The sequence below is a fragment of the Nocardioides sp. genome (assembly GCF_036405735.1).
GTDB lineage: Bacteria > Actinomycetota > Actinomycetes > Propionibacteriales > Nocardioidaceae > Nocardioides.
Genome location: NZ_DASWXC010000037.1, coordinates 69935 through 84577, shown reverse-complemented (window position 1 = coordinate 84577; position 14643 = coordinate 69935). Strand labels below are relative to the sequence as shown.

Genomic DNA, 14643 nt, shown 5'->3' with positions numbered 1-14643 from the left:
ATCCTTGTCCTCGTCCCACCGAGGAGGATCGCCATGACCGAGCCGCAGCGTCGCCCGCGTCACCTGATGGACCCCGACAACCTGCGCCGGCCGGTCAACGACCAGTCACTGACCAACGTGCAGCGCTGGGTGGTCTCGTCGCTGGCCGTCGTGACGATCCTCCACCTCTCGGCGGGGCTCGTGCTGGCCGCGATCGCGATGCCGGACGACCAGACGGTCCCCGAGGTCGGCCTGTGCGTGATCGCCGGTGCCTTCGGCGTCGGTGCGATCATGTCGTGGCTGGCGATCCACCGTCGACCGCTCCTCACGCCCTGGCTGCTGCCCGGGCTGCTTCCGACGGCGCTGGGTCTCTGGCTCGTGCTCCGCTGACGCCCACAGCATCCGGCACCCGTCGACCGGAACCGGATCCGGCTCACGCCCGCCGGGCCCCGACCAGCGACTCGCGTCGCAGCCGCTCCGGAGCGACGGCGGCGAGGTAGCGCCAGCAGACCACCGCGGCGGCCAGCGAGAGGCCTGCGCCGGCGCCGACGGCCACCCGGGCGCCGAGGCCTTCCGCGACAGCACCGATCAGTGGTGCGCTCACCGGCGAGGTGCCGTTGAGCGCCATGATCAACAGCGACACCATCCGGCCACGCATGCCGGGCTCGGACTCCAGCTGGATGAGCGAGGTCGCCAGGGCACGGAAGGTCGTCGCCGTGGCACCGAGCATGAACAGGGCGACGAGCGCGAGGCCCATCGTGGGGGCCGCCGCCACCAGCCCCAGCGTGACCGCGAAGACGCCGCCGCCGATCAGGAAGGTCCGCGGCGACGCCACGAGCGCTCCCGCCAGCGCGAGGCTGCCGACGATGGCCCCCGCCCCCATCGCGGCGAAGAAGAAGCCGATCGTCGCCGCGTCGGGGGAGAACTCGCGTGCCAGCAGCGGCACGGCCGTGTTCCATTCATAGGCGACCAGACCGGTCAGGGTCGTGAGCGCCAGCGCGGTGAAGATGACCGGCGTACGTCGCGCGTAGCCCAGGCCGGCGCGCAGCGCCCCGAGCTCCTTCGGCACGAGCTCGCGCGGCCGGATCTCGCCGGGCCGGATGGCGACCAGCGTCACGATCATGACCAGGAACGAGAAGACGTTGAACAGGAAGGTCGCCGCCACGCCGAGCACGCTGATGGCGATGCCGGCGGCCGCGGGACCGAGCACCTTGCCCGCGTTGAACATCGTCGCGTTGAGCGTGACGGCGTTCGTCATGTCCTCGGGCGGGACGACATCGGCCGCGAAGGTGTGGCGCACGGGCTTGTCGAACGCCTCGACGACCCCGACAGCGACGGCGAGCACCATGACCGCCGGCAGGGTGACCCGGTCGAGCAGCGCGAGGACCGCCAGGACGGCTGCCGGCACGGCCGCGCACACCTGCGTCCACAGCAGCATGGTCCGGCGGTCGATCCGGTCGGCGAGCAGGCCGGCCCACGGGGTGAGGAAGAGCGTCGGCGCCTGCTGGAGGCCGACGGTGACGCCCAGCACCGTGCCTGAGCCACCGAGCTGGAGGACCAGCCAGGCCTGCGCGACCTTCTGGGCCCAGGTGCCGACCGTGGAGATGGTCTGGCCGATGAAGTACAGCCGGTAGGCCCGATGCCGCAGCGACCGGAACGTCGCCCGCAGATAGCCGCTCACGGCCGCTCGCCGAGCTGCTCCAGGGCGCCGAGCGCGTCCAGCAGCCGGGCGAGGTCGTCGGGCGCGAGTCCCTCGAGCCGGCCGCGCAGGTAGTCGTTGGACCCCTCGGCGATGTCGTGGAGCAGCTTCCTGCCGGCCGGCGCGATGGCGATGATGCTGCTGCGAGCGTCCAGGTCGTCGACGTGCCGTTCGACCAGTCCCTTGGCGAGCAGTCCGGCGACCAGCCGCGTGACGGTGGACTTGCCGATCTGCTCGCGCCGGGCGAGCTCGCCGAGGCGGAACGGGCCGTGACGGTCCAGCGAGAAGAGCGCGGAGTACTGCGACGGCGTCACCGCAGCCGACCCGGCGCTCTTGCGCAGCTTTCGCTCCAGGCGCACCACGGCGAGTCGAAGCGCGTCGACCTGCGCTGCTTCGGGGACCGACACAGGATAATAGTACGCAGTGCGTACTACTCGCGCCTCGTCAAGTGCCGTGGTTTAATGGTATGACCACCACGAGGAGATGCGATGACGACCGATACCGGGGTTCTGATCGTCGGCGCGAGCCAGGCGGGCGCCCAGCTCGCCACGTCGCTGCGGGAGTTCGGCGCGACCTGCCCCATCACGCTGGTCGGCGGCGAGCCGCACCTGCCCTACCAGCGTCCGCCGCTGTCCAAGTCGTTCCTCAATGGCAAGACGGACGCGGACCAACTGCTGCTGCGCTCGGCGTCCTACTACGCCGAGCACGACATCGACGTCGTCACCGGTGAGTGGATCGAGCAGGTCGAGCTCGCCGACGCCGGTGGACGGGCCGTCGCCGCGTCCGGCCGCACCTTCGCCTTCTCGCAGTTGGCCCTGACCGTAGGCGGCTCCCCTCGCCGCCTGCCCGTCCCCGGCGCCGACCTCGGCAACGTCTTCTACCTGCGCGACCTCGACGACGCCACCGCCCTGCGCGCCGCGCTCGGCCGCGCGCAGCGGGTCGTGGTCGTCGGCGGCGGCTTCGTCGGCCTCGAGGCGGCAGCGGTCGGCCGGTCCCTCGGCAAGGACGTGACCGTCGTCGAGGCCCTCGACCGGCTGATGGCGCGCGCCGTGGCTCCCGTGGTCTCGCAGTTCTACCTCGAGGCCCACCGGCGCCGCGGCGTCCGCGTGCTGCTCGGCACCGGCGTGGTCGGTCTCGGCGGACAGGAGACCGTCGAGTCCGTCGAGCTGTCCGACGGGTCCAGCCTGCCGGCCGACATCGTGCTGGTGGGCATCGGCCTCGTCGCCCACACCGAGCTCGCCGAGCAGCTCGGCCTCGCCTGTGAGGGCGGGATCGTGATCGACGAGCACGCGCGGACCAGCCGCCGCGGTGTCGTCGCCGCCGGCGACTGCACGACGCTGCGCCAGGCGTCGGGCGACGGCCTGCTGCGGATCGAGTCGGTCGCGAACGCGATCGCCCAGGGGCGGGCCGCGGCGGCGACGATCGCCGACGTACACGACCCGCTCTCCGCGGTGCCGTGGTTCTGGTCCGACCAGGGCGACCTCAAGCTCCAGATCGCCGGGCTCAGCGCGGGGTACGACGACGTGGTGCTGCGGGGCGACCCGCGGAGCGAGCGGTTCGCAGCGCTCTACTACTCCGGTGCCGACCTGATCGCGATCGACGCGGTCAACGCCCCGCGCGACTACATGGCGGTGCGCAAGATCCTCGAGACCGGCGGATCGGTGCCCCGCGAGCTGGCCGGCGACACCGAGGTGCAGCTCAAGACGCTCATCCCTCGCTGAGGCCGCCCTCGTCCGGCGAGAGCGCCCGGATCTCGCGGCCGAGGTAGTGCGCGACGTCGGAGTGCAGCAGGTCGGTCACGTCGCCGGCCGTCATCAGCTTGACCAGCTGGTCGACCTGACCGGTCAGCGGCAGCACCAGGCCGCCGTCCTGGGCCAGGTCCATGACGAGGTCCATGTCCTTCTCCTGCCAGGTGAACCGGGAGTCCTCCCACCGGCGCAGGGTCCCGTTGTCCCCCGGGCAGCTGGTGAGCACCTGCCGCATCCGCTCGGCGTCGATGCCGTAGCGCTTGGCGAGCGCGATGGCCTCGTAGTTGGCGATGCTGTGGATCCAGTGCAGCAGGTTGTTGCAGGTCTTCGCGATCTGTCCCGCGCCCAGCGGGCCGACGTGCTCGACCCCCCTTCCGCTGTACGCCGCGAGCACGTCGCGCACGCGCGCAACGTCCTCCGCGGTGCCGCCGCACAGCGAGAGCAGCGTGCCCTCGCGCGCTCCGGCAGCGCCGAAGACCACCGGCGCGTCGACCACCGTGCCACCCCGGGGAGCGAGCGCGGCGGCGGCCGCCCTGGTCGCTGCGACGCTGTGGGTTCCGGCGATGACCAGCACCTGCCCGGCCCTCGTGCAGCACGCCAGCTCGCCGACGACGGCGGCGAGCTGGCGGTCTCCGGGGAGGCAGGCGATCACCGTGTCGGCCCGCGCGGCGAGATCGGGAAGGCCGAGGGCCGGCTCCGCCCCGCGCTCGCGCGCGAGGCCGAGCCGGCCCTCTTCCACGTCGTGGGCGACGACGGCGAACCCTGCCTGGAGCAGGTGCCCGACCATCGGCAGGCCCATCCCGCCGACGCCGATCAGTCCGATCGTTGTCGACTCCATGTCTCTCCTCAGCTGATGGGAACCAGCGCCAGCTTGTCCGACGGCAGCTTCGCGAAGACCTTCGTGCCCGGCTCCAACGACAGGTTGGGCAGCGAGCGGACGCGGAGCTCGAGCTTGTCGACGGCGACCAGATGGTCGACCGCGTCGCCCAGGAACGCGCGGGTGCCGACGACGCCCTCCCAGACGTTCTGGAGGTCCGCCGGACGCTGGGTGTAGAGCTCGACGGCCTCAGGCCGGATCGAGACCGACACCTCCGAGCCGGCCGGCATCGCGGCCGCGGACTGCAGGTGGAGCCGGCCCGCTGCAGACTCGACGACGTAGTCCTCGCCCGTGCGGCTCAGCACGTGTCCCTGCACGAAGTTGGACGAGCCGATGAACTCGGCGACGAACTTGCTGGTCGGGTTCTCGTAGATGTCGCGCGGCTTGCCCAGCTGCATGACCTCGCCATCGCGCATGACCGCGATGTGCGACGACAGGGACAGCGCCTCGATCTGGTCGTGGGTCACGTAGATCGAGGTGATGCCCAGCTCGCGCTGGAGGCGCTTGAGCTCGTAGCGCAGGGACTCCCGCAGCTTGGCGTCGAGGTTCGACAGCGGCTCGTCGAGCAGGAGCAGCTCCGGCTCGATGACGAGAGCACGAGCGAGCGCCAGGCGCTGCTGCTGGCCACCGCTGAGCTTGGTGGCCAGGCGCTCGGAGTACTGCCGCAGCTCCATGACCTCCAGGACACGGCCCACGCGCTGCTCGATCTCAGCCTTGCTCGGTCGCTCCTGGCGAGGCCGGACCTGCAGCGGGAAGGCGACGTTGTCGAACACCGTCATGTGCGGCCAGATCGCGTAGGACTGGAACACCATGCCCAGGCCGCGGCGGTTGGCGGGCACGTTGACGGCCTTGACGCCGTTGCCCGCGGCGAAGAGCGCGCGGCCCTTGACGGAGATGGTGCCCGAGTCGGGCCGCTCCAGACCGGCGATCGACCGCAGCGTGGTGGTCTTGCCGCATCCGGACGGGCCGAGCAGCGTGAACATCTCACCCGGCTCGACACTGAGGTTGACGTTGTTGACGGCGAACACCCTCGCGCCGTTCGAGCCGCGCTTGCCGGTCTTCTCCCCGGCGTACGACTTGACGAGGTTGCTGATCTCCAGCATGGCTTGTCCTTCTCTTTCCGAACTCGTGGTCAGTCCTGCTGGAGGCCGACCTTGGCCCCGAGCTTGTAGGCGATGGAGACGAGCAGCATCAGGATGGCGACCATCACGACACCCAGCGCGGCCAGCGTCGTGAACTTGCCGTTCTCGAACTGCTCCCAGATCAGGATCGAGAGGATCTCGTTGCCCGAGCTGTACAGCAGGATCGAGCTGGAGAGCTCACGGAACGACACCACGAAGATGTAGATCCAGCCGGCCAGCAGGCCGGGCATCAGCAACGGGAGCAGCACCCGGCGGAAGACCTGCCACCAGGTGGCGCCGCTCACCGACGCCGACTCCTCGAGCTCGGAGGAGATCTGCTGCATCGAGGTGACGGCGTACCGCATGCCGTACGGCATGTAGCGGGTGCAGTAGGCGACCAGGAGGATCCAGATCGTGCCGTAGATGGCGATCGGGTGCCGCAGGTAGACGAACTGGAGGGCCAGACCGAGCACCAGGCCGGGAATGACCAGCGGCGCGAACGAGAGCAGGTCGAGGATCTTGCGCCCGGGGATGTTGGAGCGCACCACGATCCAGGCCGCGATCGCCATGAACAGCATCACGAGCGTCGCCGCACCGGCACCCAGCATGAGGGAGTTCTTCAGCGCGGTCGTCGCCTGCGACAGGTGCAGCAGGTCTCCGTAGTTGTCGAACGACATCGACTGGAAGGCCTTGGCCGACGGCCGCTGGTAGTAGGGCAGCAGCGACGTGTAGACCAGCATCAGCATCGGCAGGATCACCGTGAGCAGGAAGTAGCCGATGATCGCGACGCCGGCGAGCGGGCGCCACTTGCCCAGCTCGATCGGGCGCGGCCGGAAGCCCTTGCCGGTCACGGTCTGGTAGGCCTTCGCGCCGCGACTCAGCAGGTGCTCGATGATCATGCCGAGAGCGGCGATCGCGAGCAGGCCGAGCGCCAGCGCGCCGGCGCCGTTGAGGTCCTGCGGGTAGGTCCGCAGCATGAAGTAGATCTTGCTGGTGAAGACGTAGATGCCGTTCTGCAGGCCGAGCAGCGCGGGGACCTCGAAGCTCTCCAGGGCGCGGACCGTCATGATCAGCACGCTCGCGGCGATGGCCGGCCGGAGCAACGGCACGGTGATCCTCCGCAGCACCGCGATGCGGGAGGCACCCGACATCAGAGCGGACTCCTCGAGGGAGGGGTCCTGGGCACGGAAGGCCGCCACCATGAAGAGGAAGGTGATCGGCGAGAGGTGAAGGCCCTCGACCCAGATCATCCCCCACACCGTGTAGATGTCCACGGCGCCCTCGCCGAAGATCGGCTCCAGCACGAAGTTGACCAGGCCGATGTCGGGGCTGGCCAGGAAGATCCAGGCGACGGTGTAGAGGATGCCGGGGATGACGAGGGGGATGATCGACGCGGCGAAGAAGAGCCCCTTGAACGGCACGTCGGTGCGCACGTTCAGGAAGGCCAGTGCGGTGCCGACGACCAGCGACAGCACCGCGGAGCCGATCGCGAACCAGACCGAGTTCCGCAGCATCTCGAACGCCTGGTCGTCGGTGTAGGCACGCGTGAAGCCACTGAAGGTGAAGGCGTTGGTCTGCGAGTCGAAGAAGGTGCCCTGGATCAGGAACCAGAGCGGGACGATCGCCAGGTACGCGACGACCAACGCGACGACGCCGAGGATGAGCAGCTTCGGCGTGGGCACGAAGCGCTTCCAGGCGGCCTCAGCCTCGGTGGGTACGTGCGTTTGCGACGGGGAGGTGGCTGCGGCGCTCACATCGCCTCCCCACACGACTGGCCCCGGAAGACGCGGGCTGATGACATCAGAAGGCTCCTCAAGCGCTCAGGCTCTACTTCAGTGGCCTGACGGTCAGACCATTAGCCTGAGTGTGGCACATCACATTGCGGGAAGGGAAGTGTCCTTGAAGATTTCTTCGCTTGCGCGCGGAGGAGCGACACAACCGAACCGCACGGCGATAGGTTGTGAGGTCAGACCATCCATCCAATCAACAGGTACGAGGCACCCATGATCGAGGAACCCGCCGGCCAGGACATCTTCCGCCCCGTGTCGGTCGACCGCGCCTCGCAGGTCATCGTCGATCAGATCAAGGCGCTCGTCCGTGAGGGCAAGCTGGTCAAGGGCGACCGGCTTCCCAGCGAGCGCGACCTGTGCCAGCGCTTCGGCGTGAGCCGCGTGACCGTGCGCGAGGCGCTGCGCGTCCTGGAGGCAAGTGGCCTGATCGCGATCCGCGTCGGCGCCCGCGGTGGCGCCTTCGTCGCCTCCCCCACCACGGAGCGGCTGGGCGAGGGCCTCGCCGACCTGATGGCCCTGTCCCCGCTCACCCCCGCACACGTCACCGAGGCACGGACCGTGATCGAGGTGGGGATCCTCCCCTTCGTCGTCGAGCGCGCCACCGAGGCGGACATCGCGAACCTGCGGCGCATGGTCGACCAGGGTCAGGAGGCGCTCGACCGCAACGCCTACACGATGAACCTGTCGGCGGCCTTCCACGTGGGCGTCGCCACCTGCGCGCACAACCCGGCCATCGAGATGCTCGTGCAGAGCTTCCACGGCCCGATGTTGCTCTCGCTGCGCCAGGCACAACTGGTCGCGCCCGCGATGGGCCGCAAGGGAACCGACGAGCACGCCGCCCTGGTGGATGCGATCGAGAAGCGCGACGTCGAGGCGGCGATCCGGGTGATGAACACCCACCTGAACCGGACCGCGTCGCTCGTGCGCGACCTGGAGCCGTCGGACCAGGAGTGAAGCGTCGGGCCGGCTGCTAGGTCGAGGACCCTCGCCAGCGGCCCAACGGGACGGCCATGACAGCGCCGGTGATCACCATCGCCGCGCCGACGGGGAGGACCGCGACCAGTCCTGCCGTCGCGAGTGGCGCCACGAACAGCGACGCCGCGCGCCAGGTGCCGGTCACCGCCACCGCCTCGCCCCGCTCCTGAGGATGGACCGCGTCGGCCGCGGTAGCCGGGCCGAGCACCTGCAGCACACCGGCCGCGGTGCCCGAGACGACCAGCGCCAGCGCGGCGAGCACCGAGGAGAACGCCAGCGGACCGATGGCCGCGAGCGCGAGTCCGGTGACAGGCGTGCCGGCCAGCAGGACGTGCTGGATGCGTGACTCGTCGACGCCTCGGACCAGCCAGGCCCCGAGGATCGCGGCGGCGTTGGCGACGGCGACCAGGACGCCCACGGTCAGGGACGTATGGCCGGCCTGCACCAGGGCGATCGGAACGTAGGAGCCGAGGAGCCCGCGCCACGCGCCGGCCGTGACGCCCGCGTAGCAGCCCTCCCAGACGCCGCGGCGCTGCCAGAGGTAGCCCTGAGGACGGTCGCGGAGCTTCTGGAACGGCGGCAGACGGTCGAGCCTCGCCGCAGGCAGTACGGCGAGCAGCGCCGCGCCCGCGGAGACGCCGAGAGCCAGCCGGGCGTCGTCGGCGATGAGAAGCCCCGCCACCACCGGACCCGACAGCAGTCCGAGGTTCCCCACCAGGTTGACCGACGCGAGCGCCTTGACCGAGGACCCGTCGCCGCGGACGACGTGGGTCTGGCTGCCGGTCCAGAACGCCGCCCGGGCGACGCCCTGGAGCAGCTGCGCCACGACGAACGGGGCGACCGCACTGCTGCCGACGACGACGAGGCACGACGCCGCCAGGAACACGCAGGCAGCGGCCACGATCAGCCAGTCGGGCACGCGCCGCATCACCTGTCCCAAGAAGAGCCGGCCCACCATCTGCGCGACCGCGGAGACCGCCGTCAACACGCCGACCTCGACGGCCGAGTAGCCCACGGCGACGGCCTGCAGCGGGACGGCCACCGACGCCATCCCCAGTGCGAACGAGAAGCCGACGTTGGCGGCGGCGACCCACTGCCCGTCGCCCTCGAACCTCGGAATGAGCCGGGACAGGTCCATCAGCAGTGCTCCTCGATCGGGTCCGCGGGCATCGTCAAACGCGAGCGCCCCGGCTCGACGTACGAGCCGGGGCGCCGCATGGGGGCAGAGGTCACTCCTCGGCGAGCTCGCCGCCCTGGACGACCTCGGCGTAGAGGTCGTCCCACTTCTTCTGGTTGTTGAGCATCTCGTTCTCGTCGACCTCGATGGTGTCGAGACCGGCCAGCGGGTCGTTCGCCACCGGGACCGAGCCGACACGGAACTCGTCGGCGATGTTCTGCTGGCCGTCGGTCAGCAGGAAGTCCATGAACAGCAGCGCGGCGGCGGGGTGCTTCGCGTTGCCCATCAGGCCGGCGCCGTTGGGACGCAGGACGAGGGGCTGGATGGGCGCCACGCCCTTCGGCCGCCAGGTGATCGGACGGCCGTCCTCGGTGCCCTCCTGGACGGAGTGCGAGTACATCGAGATGCCGACGCCGAACTCGCCCGCGCTGAGCAGCTCGGCCTGGACCGTGTGGCCCTTGACCACCTTGGCGTTGGTGGCGATCGCCTTGAACATCTCGGTGACCTCGGCCTCCGTCTTGCCCTGCTCGACGAAGTGGGTGAACATCGCCGAGAACCAGTCGACGTCCCCGAGCTCCATGGAGATCCGACCCTTCCACTTCGGGTCGGCGAAGCCCTCGATCGACGTCGGCAGCTCGCTCGCCTTCACCAGGTCGGTGTTGGACGCGACGACGAACACGTTGAACCGGTCAGCGGTCCAGTGCTCCTTCTGGCCCTCGGCCCGTACGGCGTCACGGAACTCGCCCTCGTAGGGGTAGAAGAGCCCCTCCTTGCCAAGAATGTTCAGCTCACCGGAGTTCGTCTCGATCAGGTCGACGCCGGCGAAGCCCGCCTTGGCCTCCTGCAGGACCCGCTGGAGCACGGACTCGGAGTTGCCGCGGTAGACGTTGACGTCGATGTCGTACTTGTCGCTGAAGGCGTCGACGATGGCGTCCAGGTCGGTGTTGGAGGTGTAGATCGAGAGCTCGCCCTCCTCCTCCGCCGCCGCGACGAGGGCGTCGGTCCGCTCCTGGCCGGACATGCCGTTGTACTTGTCGAAGACCTCCTTCGCGTGGCTGTCGACCTTCGAGGCACCGCCGTCGTCCGAGCCGCTGGCAGTCGGGCTGCCGCAGGCGGCGAGGACGGCCGTCAGCACGGCCGCCGGAACGATCAGGGCCTTCTTCATCATGGTTTCTCCCAGGGCTCTTCTTCGAGGCCGCACCGGCCGCGTCGGACTGTTGGTTAGTCCACTAGGAGATGGATATCACACCGAGGGACTTATGGTTAGACCTTATTCGGGAAAATTCCGTTGGACCGTGCCAATCGCCAGCTCGGCTGCCAGTCCGACCCGGACCGCTGGATCCAGGGACGGGTCGGCGAGCGCGTCCAACGCCTCGAGCACCCGTCGACCGCCGGCGCCGCGGAACGCCCGGCGGGCCTCCACGACGGCGGTGGCGGGATCAACATCCGCCAGTGCGCGGAGGCCGCCGGTCCATTCCCCCGGTCTAGCCCCACGTCGTGCACCGGGCGGACCGGGCAGGCGGACGCGCGTCGGCTGGCGGGGCTCGACCCCGAGCGCCGCCCAGACGTCGTCGACGCTGGTCGGGACGCTGGTACGACGGCGTACCAGGCTCCGGATGCGCCGCTGGAACACCCGTGGCCCCAGGTCGGTGCGGACGCGGTGGAAAAGCACGGCGTGCTGGATCGGCCCGGCCACCTCCGTCAGACCGGCTGTGGCCGCGAGCGTCCTGACATCGACGCCCGGCACGTCGGCCAGCGGCGCACTGCGGCGCCGGTGCTCCAGGTAGCGGTCGGCGTCAGTCCCGAGGAGCGCGCGACACGCCAGCTGACCGAGCAGCTCCGCGAGCCCCTCGAAGACGCCGAGGTCGGCCCACGTCCGGGGCGGGACGAGATTGCCGAGCCACTGGTGCGCCGCCTCGTGCGCCACCACCGCGACGCGACGGTCCGCCGTGGTCGTGAGCAGCCGCTCGGAGAGGAGGACGCACCCGGGGTGCTCCATCGCGAGCCAGGGCGCCTCGGGCACCAGCACCTGGGCGTAGTCGGTTCCCCACGGTGCCGGGTCGCCGAACCACTCCAGCATCCAGTCGAGCGCCCGCCGACTCTCGCCGAGCAGAGGCGTCACGTCGTCGGGCAGCGTACGTCGGGCGAAGACCGTGACGCCGTCGCCTCGGTGGCGAGCCCACGGACCGGCGGCGAACCCGAGCTGATGACCGGCGAGCAGCGTCCCGGGCCGCGGGGCGACGACCACGTCGGCCTCGACGGGGTGGCCGGGGTCGACGAGCACCGTCGTCGGCAGCAGGTCGTCCGGACCGGTCACGGTGCCGAGCAGATCGGCCGCGCCGGCGAGCGCGCCACTGCCGACGACGTACGCGCCGCCGTCCTCGGCGTCGATCCACCGCGACAGCCCCCACGGCGAGGACCGGTAGGCGATCCGCCCTTCGTGCACGAGCACACCGCCGACCGACGTCCGGACCGCGGCGTCGTGAGGGCCGAGCGCGAGATGGACGGTCCTGCTCACGCGGACAGTTGATCAGGCGGCGGGAGCCGGATCTCGCTCGGGTCCGGCATAGGACCGCACCGGGTTGGGTCGCGCCAGCATGGCCGTCACATAGCTGAGCGTGACGCAGGCGCCGACGGTGAGCGCGAGGGCCGGGCCGAGCGCCCCGGCGAGCGCACCCATGAAGGCGTCCCCCATCGCCGGGCCACCCCGCGAGGAGATCTGCGAGATCGACGACACCCGGCCCCGCAGCTCGTCGGGCGTCTCGATCTGGATGGCGGCGTGCCGGATCGACGTCGCCAACGCGTCGGCTGCGCCGAGGCCGAGGGCCGCCAGCAGCGTCAGTGCGAACCAGTGCGAGTTGGCGAGCACCAGGTCGGCGACCGCGAAGCAGCCGGTCGCGAGCATCAGGATCCGACCGTGGCGCCGGGACCGGCCGACCAGCGAGACGATGCTGTAGGTCGACAGGAGAGCCCCCGCCGAGGGCGCGGCGGCGAGCAGGCCGTAGCCCGTGGGGCCGATCTCGAGGACGTCCAGCGCGATGGCCGGGAGCAGCACCCGGTAGGCGCCGAACACCATCGCCGAGAGGTCGAGCGACATCAGCAGCAGGATGATCCGCCGGTGCGCGACGTAGCGGGCGCCCTCGACGATCGCGCTGAGGATCGGCTTGTGCTCACGGGAGAGGTGATCGGTCGGGGCGTTGATGAAGAGGAGCAGCACGATCATCGCGGCGTACGTCACCGCGTCGACCGCATGCACGAGCCCAGGACCGCCGACCGCGATCAGCACGCCGGCCAGGCCGGGCCCGACCAGCACGGCGACCTCGCGGCAGGGGTTCACCAGCGCGAAGGCCTGGGGCAGCTGGTGCGCGGGGACCATCGTGCCGATGAGCGCCTGGCGGGTCGGGTTGTCGAACGTCGTGGCCGCCATCGACAGCAGCGAGGCGAGGATGACGTGCCATGGCTGCACGTGGCCGCTCAGCGTCAGGACGGCGAGCGCGGCCGCGACGATACCCCCGGCCGCCTGAGCGAGCTGCAGCAGGCGGCGGCGGTCCATCCGGTCGGCGAGCGCGCCTCCGAACGGGCTGAGCACCATCACCGCGATCCCGCCCGCCGCGCCGACCAGTCCCGTCGTCGCGAGCGAGCCGGTCAGGTCATAGACCTGATAGAGACTGGCCGCCATGGCGCCGCGCGTCCCGATCTGGGACAGGACGACGCCACTGAGGTAGGCGACGAAGGAGCGGTTGCGCAGGACCTCTGGCATCGACACGGGCGGGCCCTTAGGAGAACAGCAGCGACTTGATGACCACAGGGACGACTCCCGGCGGCGTGAGAACCTCACCGATGTCGATGAAGTCGAGGTCGTTGAGCTCGACCCCGTCCACCGACACGACCCGTCGCTCGAGGCCGAGGTCGACGGCGAGGATCCGGCCGACCAGTTGCCCGACGTCGCCGTTGATCACCAGGGTGATCGGCAACGCGGAGGCACCGACCGCCTCCCGGACACCGAGGGCGAGCTGCTCCAGGGCGGCGTACGCCGGCAGCCCGGTCCAGCTGAGACCGAGAGCGACCGGAGCCGACAGCTCCGCCCCCCGGATCTCGGCGCCACGCCGGATCGAGGCGGCGATCTCCTCGTGACTGACCGTCGTGGCGTCCACGACGCCGAGGTGGACCACCGGCAGGTTGTGCACGGGCAGCACCGACTCGTCACTGACGTAGATCGTCTTGCCGCTGACCTGCACGGTGTACTGCGAGGCGCCGATGACCGTCGCCCGGATCCGCTGGCCGGCGTCGATGGCCGGGATGTCGGCGCGCTCGGCGAGCTGGCGCACGATCTGGTCGGCCAGCTCGCGGGCGATGTCGCCGTAGTCCCCCGGCTCGTTGCCGAACACGTACTCCGAGACACCACCCGAGAAGGTGAGGTACGCCGGGCTGACGCTGCGTTCGAGAGGACGGGTCAGCTCGAGGGCCTTCCCGAGCTCGTCGACGCCGGTGCCGAGGATCTCGTCGACCGACACCTGCGCGAGCCGCTCACAGATGCGCCGGCGGACCTCGGGGTCCGCGGCCGTCTCCGGGGTGAGGTCGAGACCGAGGTCGTCGGCCACGAGCCGGGCGGAGTCGTCGATGCGGGTCCAGGCGCCGTCGGCGTCCTGCGCGAGGAGGCGACCGCCCACGGCGTACGCCGCCACGTCGAGCACCTCACCGTCACTGATCAGCGCCAGCTTCGTGGTGCCTCCGCCGATGTCGACGTGCAGACCCGTGCCGCCGCGCTGGCGCGAGAGCCGGGTGGCTCCCGAGCCGTGCGCGGCGAGCAGGCTCTCCAGCTCGTGACCCGCGGTGGCGCACACGAACTTGCCGGACTGGCTGGCGAAGATCTCGTCGATGGCCCGGGCATTGGGCCGCTTGATCGCCTCTCCGGTCAGGATCACCGCGCCGCTGTCGATGTCGGCGGCGGTGAAGCCGGCGGCGCCGTAGGCGTCGGCGATGAAGTGCGACAGCTGGTGGGCGTCGATCATCCCGTCCTCGCGGAACGGCGTGTGGATGATCGGCGAGGTCCACACGACCTGGCGGTCCACCACCTCGAACTTGCTCGACAGGTCCGTCGTGCGCCGCCGCATCACCACCTTCGCGAACAGCAGGTGCGAGGTGGACGACCCGATGTCGATGCCGACCGTGACCAGCTCGAGGGTGTCCTGCTCCTCGATGAGCTTCGCGATCGCGGCGGCCTCGTCCTCGGTGATGCCGAGCTCGTGGTAGTGCTCGAAGTCCAGGTCGTGCACC

Annotated in this window: 13 protein-coding genes; 3 read left to right on the top strand and 10 right to left on the bottom strand. The window is 70.4% G+C overall.

The window, feature by feature from the left end; translation table 11 throughout:
- The first annotated feature begins 33 nt into the window (after positions 1-33).
- The gene (locus tag VGE38_RS05780; protein ID WP_331141585.1) at positions 34-369 is read left to right on the top strand and encodes a hypothetical protein; all 336 of its coding nucleotides are present in this window, start codon (positions 34-36) and stop codon (positions 367-369) included.
- Between the two features lie 43 nt (positions 370-412).
- On the opposite strand, the gene VGE38_RS05775 is transcribed toward VGE38_RS05780, so the two are convergent.
- Together VGE38_RS05775 and VGE38_RS05770 are read right to left on the bottom strand one after the other, a co-directional pair.
- Positions 413-1660, bottom strand: coding sequence for an MFS transporter (locus VGE38_RS05775; RefSeq protein ID WP_331141584.1), 1248 nt, complete (start codon positions 1658-1660; stop codon positions 413-415).
- Positions 1657-2085, bottom strand: coding sequence for a MarR family winged helix-turn-helix transcriptional regulator (locus tag VGE38_RS05770; protein WP_331141583.1), 429 nt, complete (start codon positions 2083-2085; stop codon positions 1657-1659). The genes VGE38_RS05775 and VGE38_RS05770 overlap by 4 nt, the downstream gene beginning before the upstream one ends.
- 81 nt (positions 2086-2166) lie before the next feature.
- Here VGE38_RS05770 and VGE38_RS05765 point away from each other — a divergent pair, with 81 nt between their 5' ends.
- Positions 2167-3399, top strand: coding sequence for an NAD(P)/FAD-dependent oxidoreductase (locus VGE38_RS05765; protein ID WP_331141582.1), 1233 nt, complete (start codon positions 2167-2169; stop codon positions 3397-3399).
- On the opposite strand, the gene VGE38_RS05760 is transcribed toward VGE38_RS05765, so the two are convergent.
- From VGE38_RS05760 to VGE38_RS05750, 3 genes are read right to left on the bottom strand one after another with little or no spacing between them, the layout of a single operon-like run.
- Positions 3386-4264, bottom strand: coding sequence for an NAD(P)-dependent oxidoreductase (locus VGE38_RS05760; RefSeq protein ID WP_331141581.1), 879 nt, complete (start codon positions 4262-4264; stop codon positions 3386-3388). The genes VGE38_RS05765 and VGE38_RS05760 overlap by 14 nt on opposite strands.
- 8 nt (positions 4265-4272) lie before the next feature.
- Complete coding sequence (locus tag VGE38_RS05755) at positions 4273-5406, bottom strand: ABC transporter ATP-binding protein (RefSeq protein WP_331141580.1); 1134 nt, start codon at positions 5404-5406, stop codon at positions 4273-4275.
- 29 nt (positions 5407-5435) lie between these two features.
- Positions 5436-7106, bottom strand: a complete 1671-nt coding sequence (locus tag VGE38_RS05750; protein WP_331141579.1) for an ABC transporter permease — start codon at positions 7104-7106, stop codon at positions 5436-5438.
- Between the two features lie 321 nt (positions 7107-7427).
- Between VGE38_RS05750 and VGE38_RS05745 the strand changes: the two genes are divergently transcribed.
- Positions 7428-8168, top strand: a complete 741-nt coding sequence (locus VGE38_RS05745; RefSeq protein ID WP_331141578.1) for a FadR/GntR family transcriptional regulator — start codon at positions 7428-7430, stop codon at positions 8166-8168.
- Positions 8169-8184: 16 nt separating this feature from the next.
- Here the strand turns inward: VGE38_RS05745 and VGE38_RS05740 are convergent, their stop codons facing one another.
- The 5 genes from VGE38_RS05740 to VGE38_RS05720 all read right to left on the bottom strand — a co-directional run bounded on the left by VGE38_RS05740 (position 8185) and on the right by VGE38_RS05720 (position 14642).
- Positions 8185-9327 carry an MFS transporter gene (locus VGE38_RS05740; protein WP_331141577.1) on the bottom strand — a complete coding sequence of 381 codons (1143 nt, stop codon included), beginning with the start codon at positions 9325-9327 and terminating at the stop codon, positions 8185-8187.
- 91 nt (positions 9328-9418) lie between these two features.
- On the bottom strand, positions 9419-10534 hold the full coding sequence (locus tag VGE38_RS05735; protein ID WP_331141576.1) for an ABC transporter substrate-binding protein: 1116 nt from the start codon (positions 10532-10534) through the stop codon (positions 9419-9421).
- Between the two features lie 102 nt (positions 10535-10636).
- Complete coding sequence (locus VGE38_RS05730) at positions 10637-11884, bottom strand: M1 family aminopeptidase (protein ID WP_331141575.1); 1248 nt, start codon at positions 11882-11884, stop codon at positions 10637-10639.
- A gap of 12 nt (positions 11885-11896) precedes the next feature.
- Complete coding sequence (locus tag VGE38_RS05725; protein WP_331141600.1) at positions 11897-13126, bottom strand: MFS transporter; 1230 nt, start codon at positions 13124-13126, stop codon at positions 11897-11899.
- A gap of 16 nt (positions 13127-13142) precedes the next feature.
- Positions 13143-14642 (bottom strand): ethanolamine ammonia-lyase reactivating factor EutA, encoded by a 1500-nt coding sequence (locus VGE38_RS05720; RefSeq protein WP_331141574.1) that lies wholly within the window; start codon positions 14640-14642, stop codon positions 13143-13145.
- Position 14643 lies beyond the last annotated feature (1 nt).

Coding starts and splice junctions, on each gene's coding strand:
- VGE38_RS05740 (WP_331141577.1), bottom strand. CDS start 9,327: ATGGACCTGTCCCGGCTCATTCCGAGGTTCGAGGGCGACGGGCAGTGG.
- VGE38_RS05765 (WP_331141582.1), top strand. CDS start 2,167: ATGACGACCGATACCGGGGTTCTGATCGTCGGCGCGAGCCAGGCGGGC.
- VGE38_RS05780 (WP_331141585.1), top strand. CDS start 34: ATGACCGAGCCGCAGCGTCGCCCGCGTCACCTGATGGACCCCGACAAC.
- VGE38_RS05735 (WP_331141576.1), bottom strand. CDS start 10,534: ATGATGAAGAAGGCCCTGATCGTTCCGGCGGCCGTGCTGACGGCCGTC.
- VGE38_RS05755 (WP_331141580.1), bottom strand. CDS start 5,406: ATGCTGGAGATCAGCAACCTCGTCAAGTCGTACGCCGGGGAGAAGACC.
- VGE38_RS05760 (WP_331141581.1), bottom strand. CDS start 4,264: ATGGAGTCGACAACGATCGGACTGATCGGCGTCGGCGGGATGGGCCTG.
- VGE38_RS05745 (WP_331141578.1), top strand. CDS start 7,428: ATGATCGAGGAACCCGCCGGCCAGGACATCTTCCGCCCCGTGTCGGTC.
- VGE38_RS05725 (WP_331141600.1), bottom strand. CDS start 13,126: ATGCCAGAGGTCCTGCGCAACCGCTCCTTCGTCGCCTACCTCAGTGGC.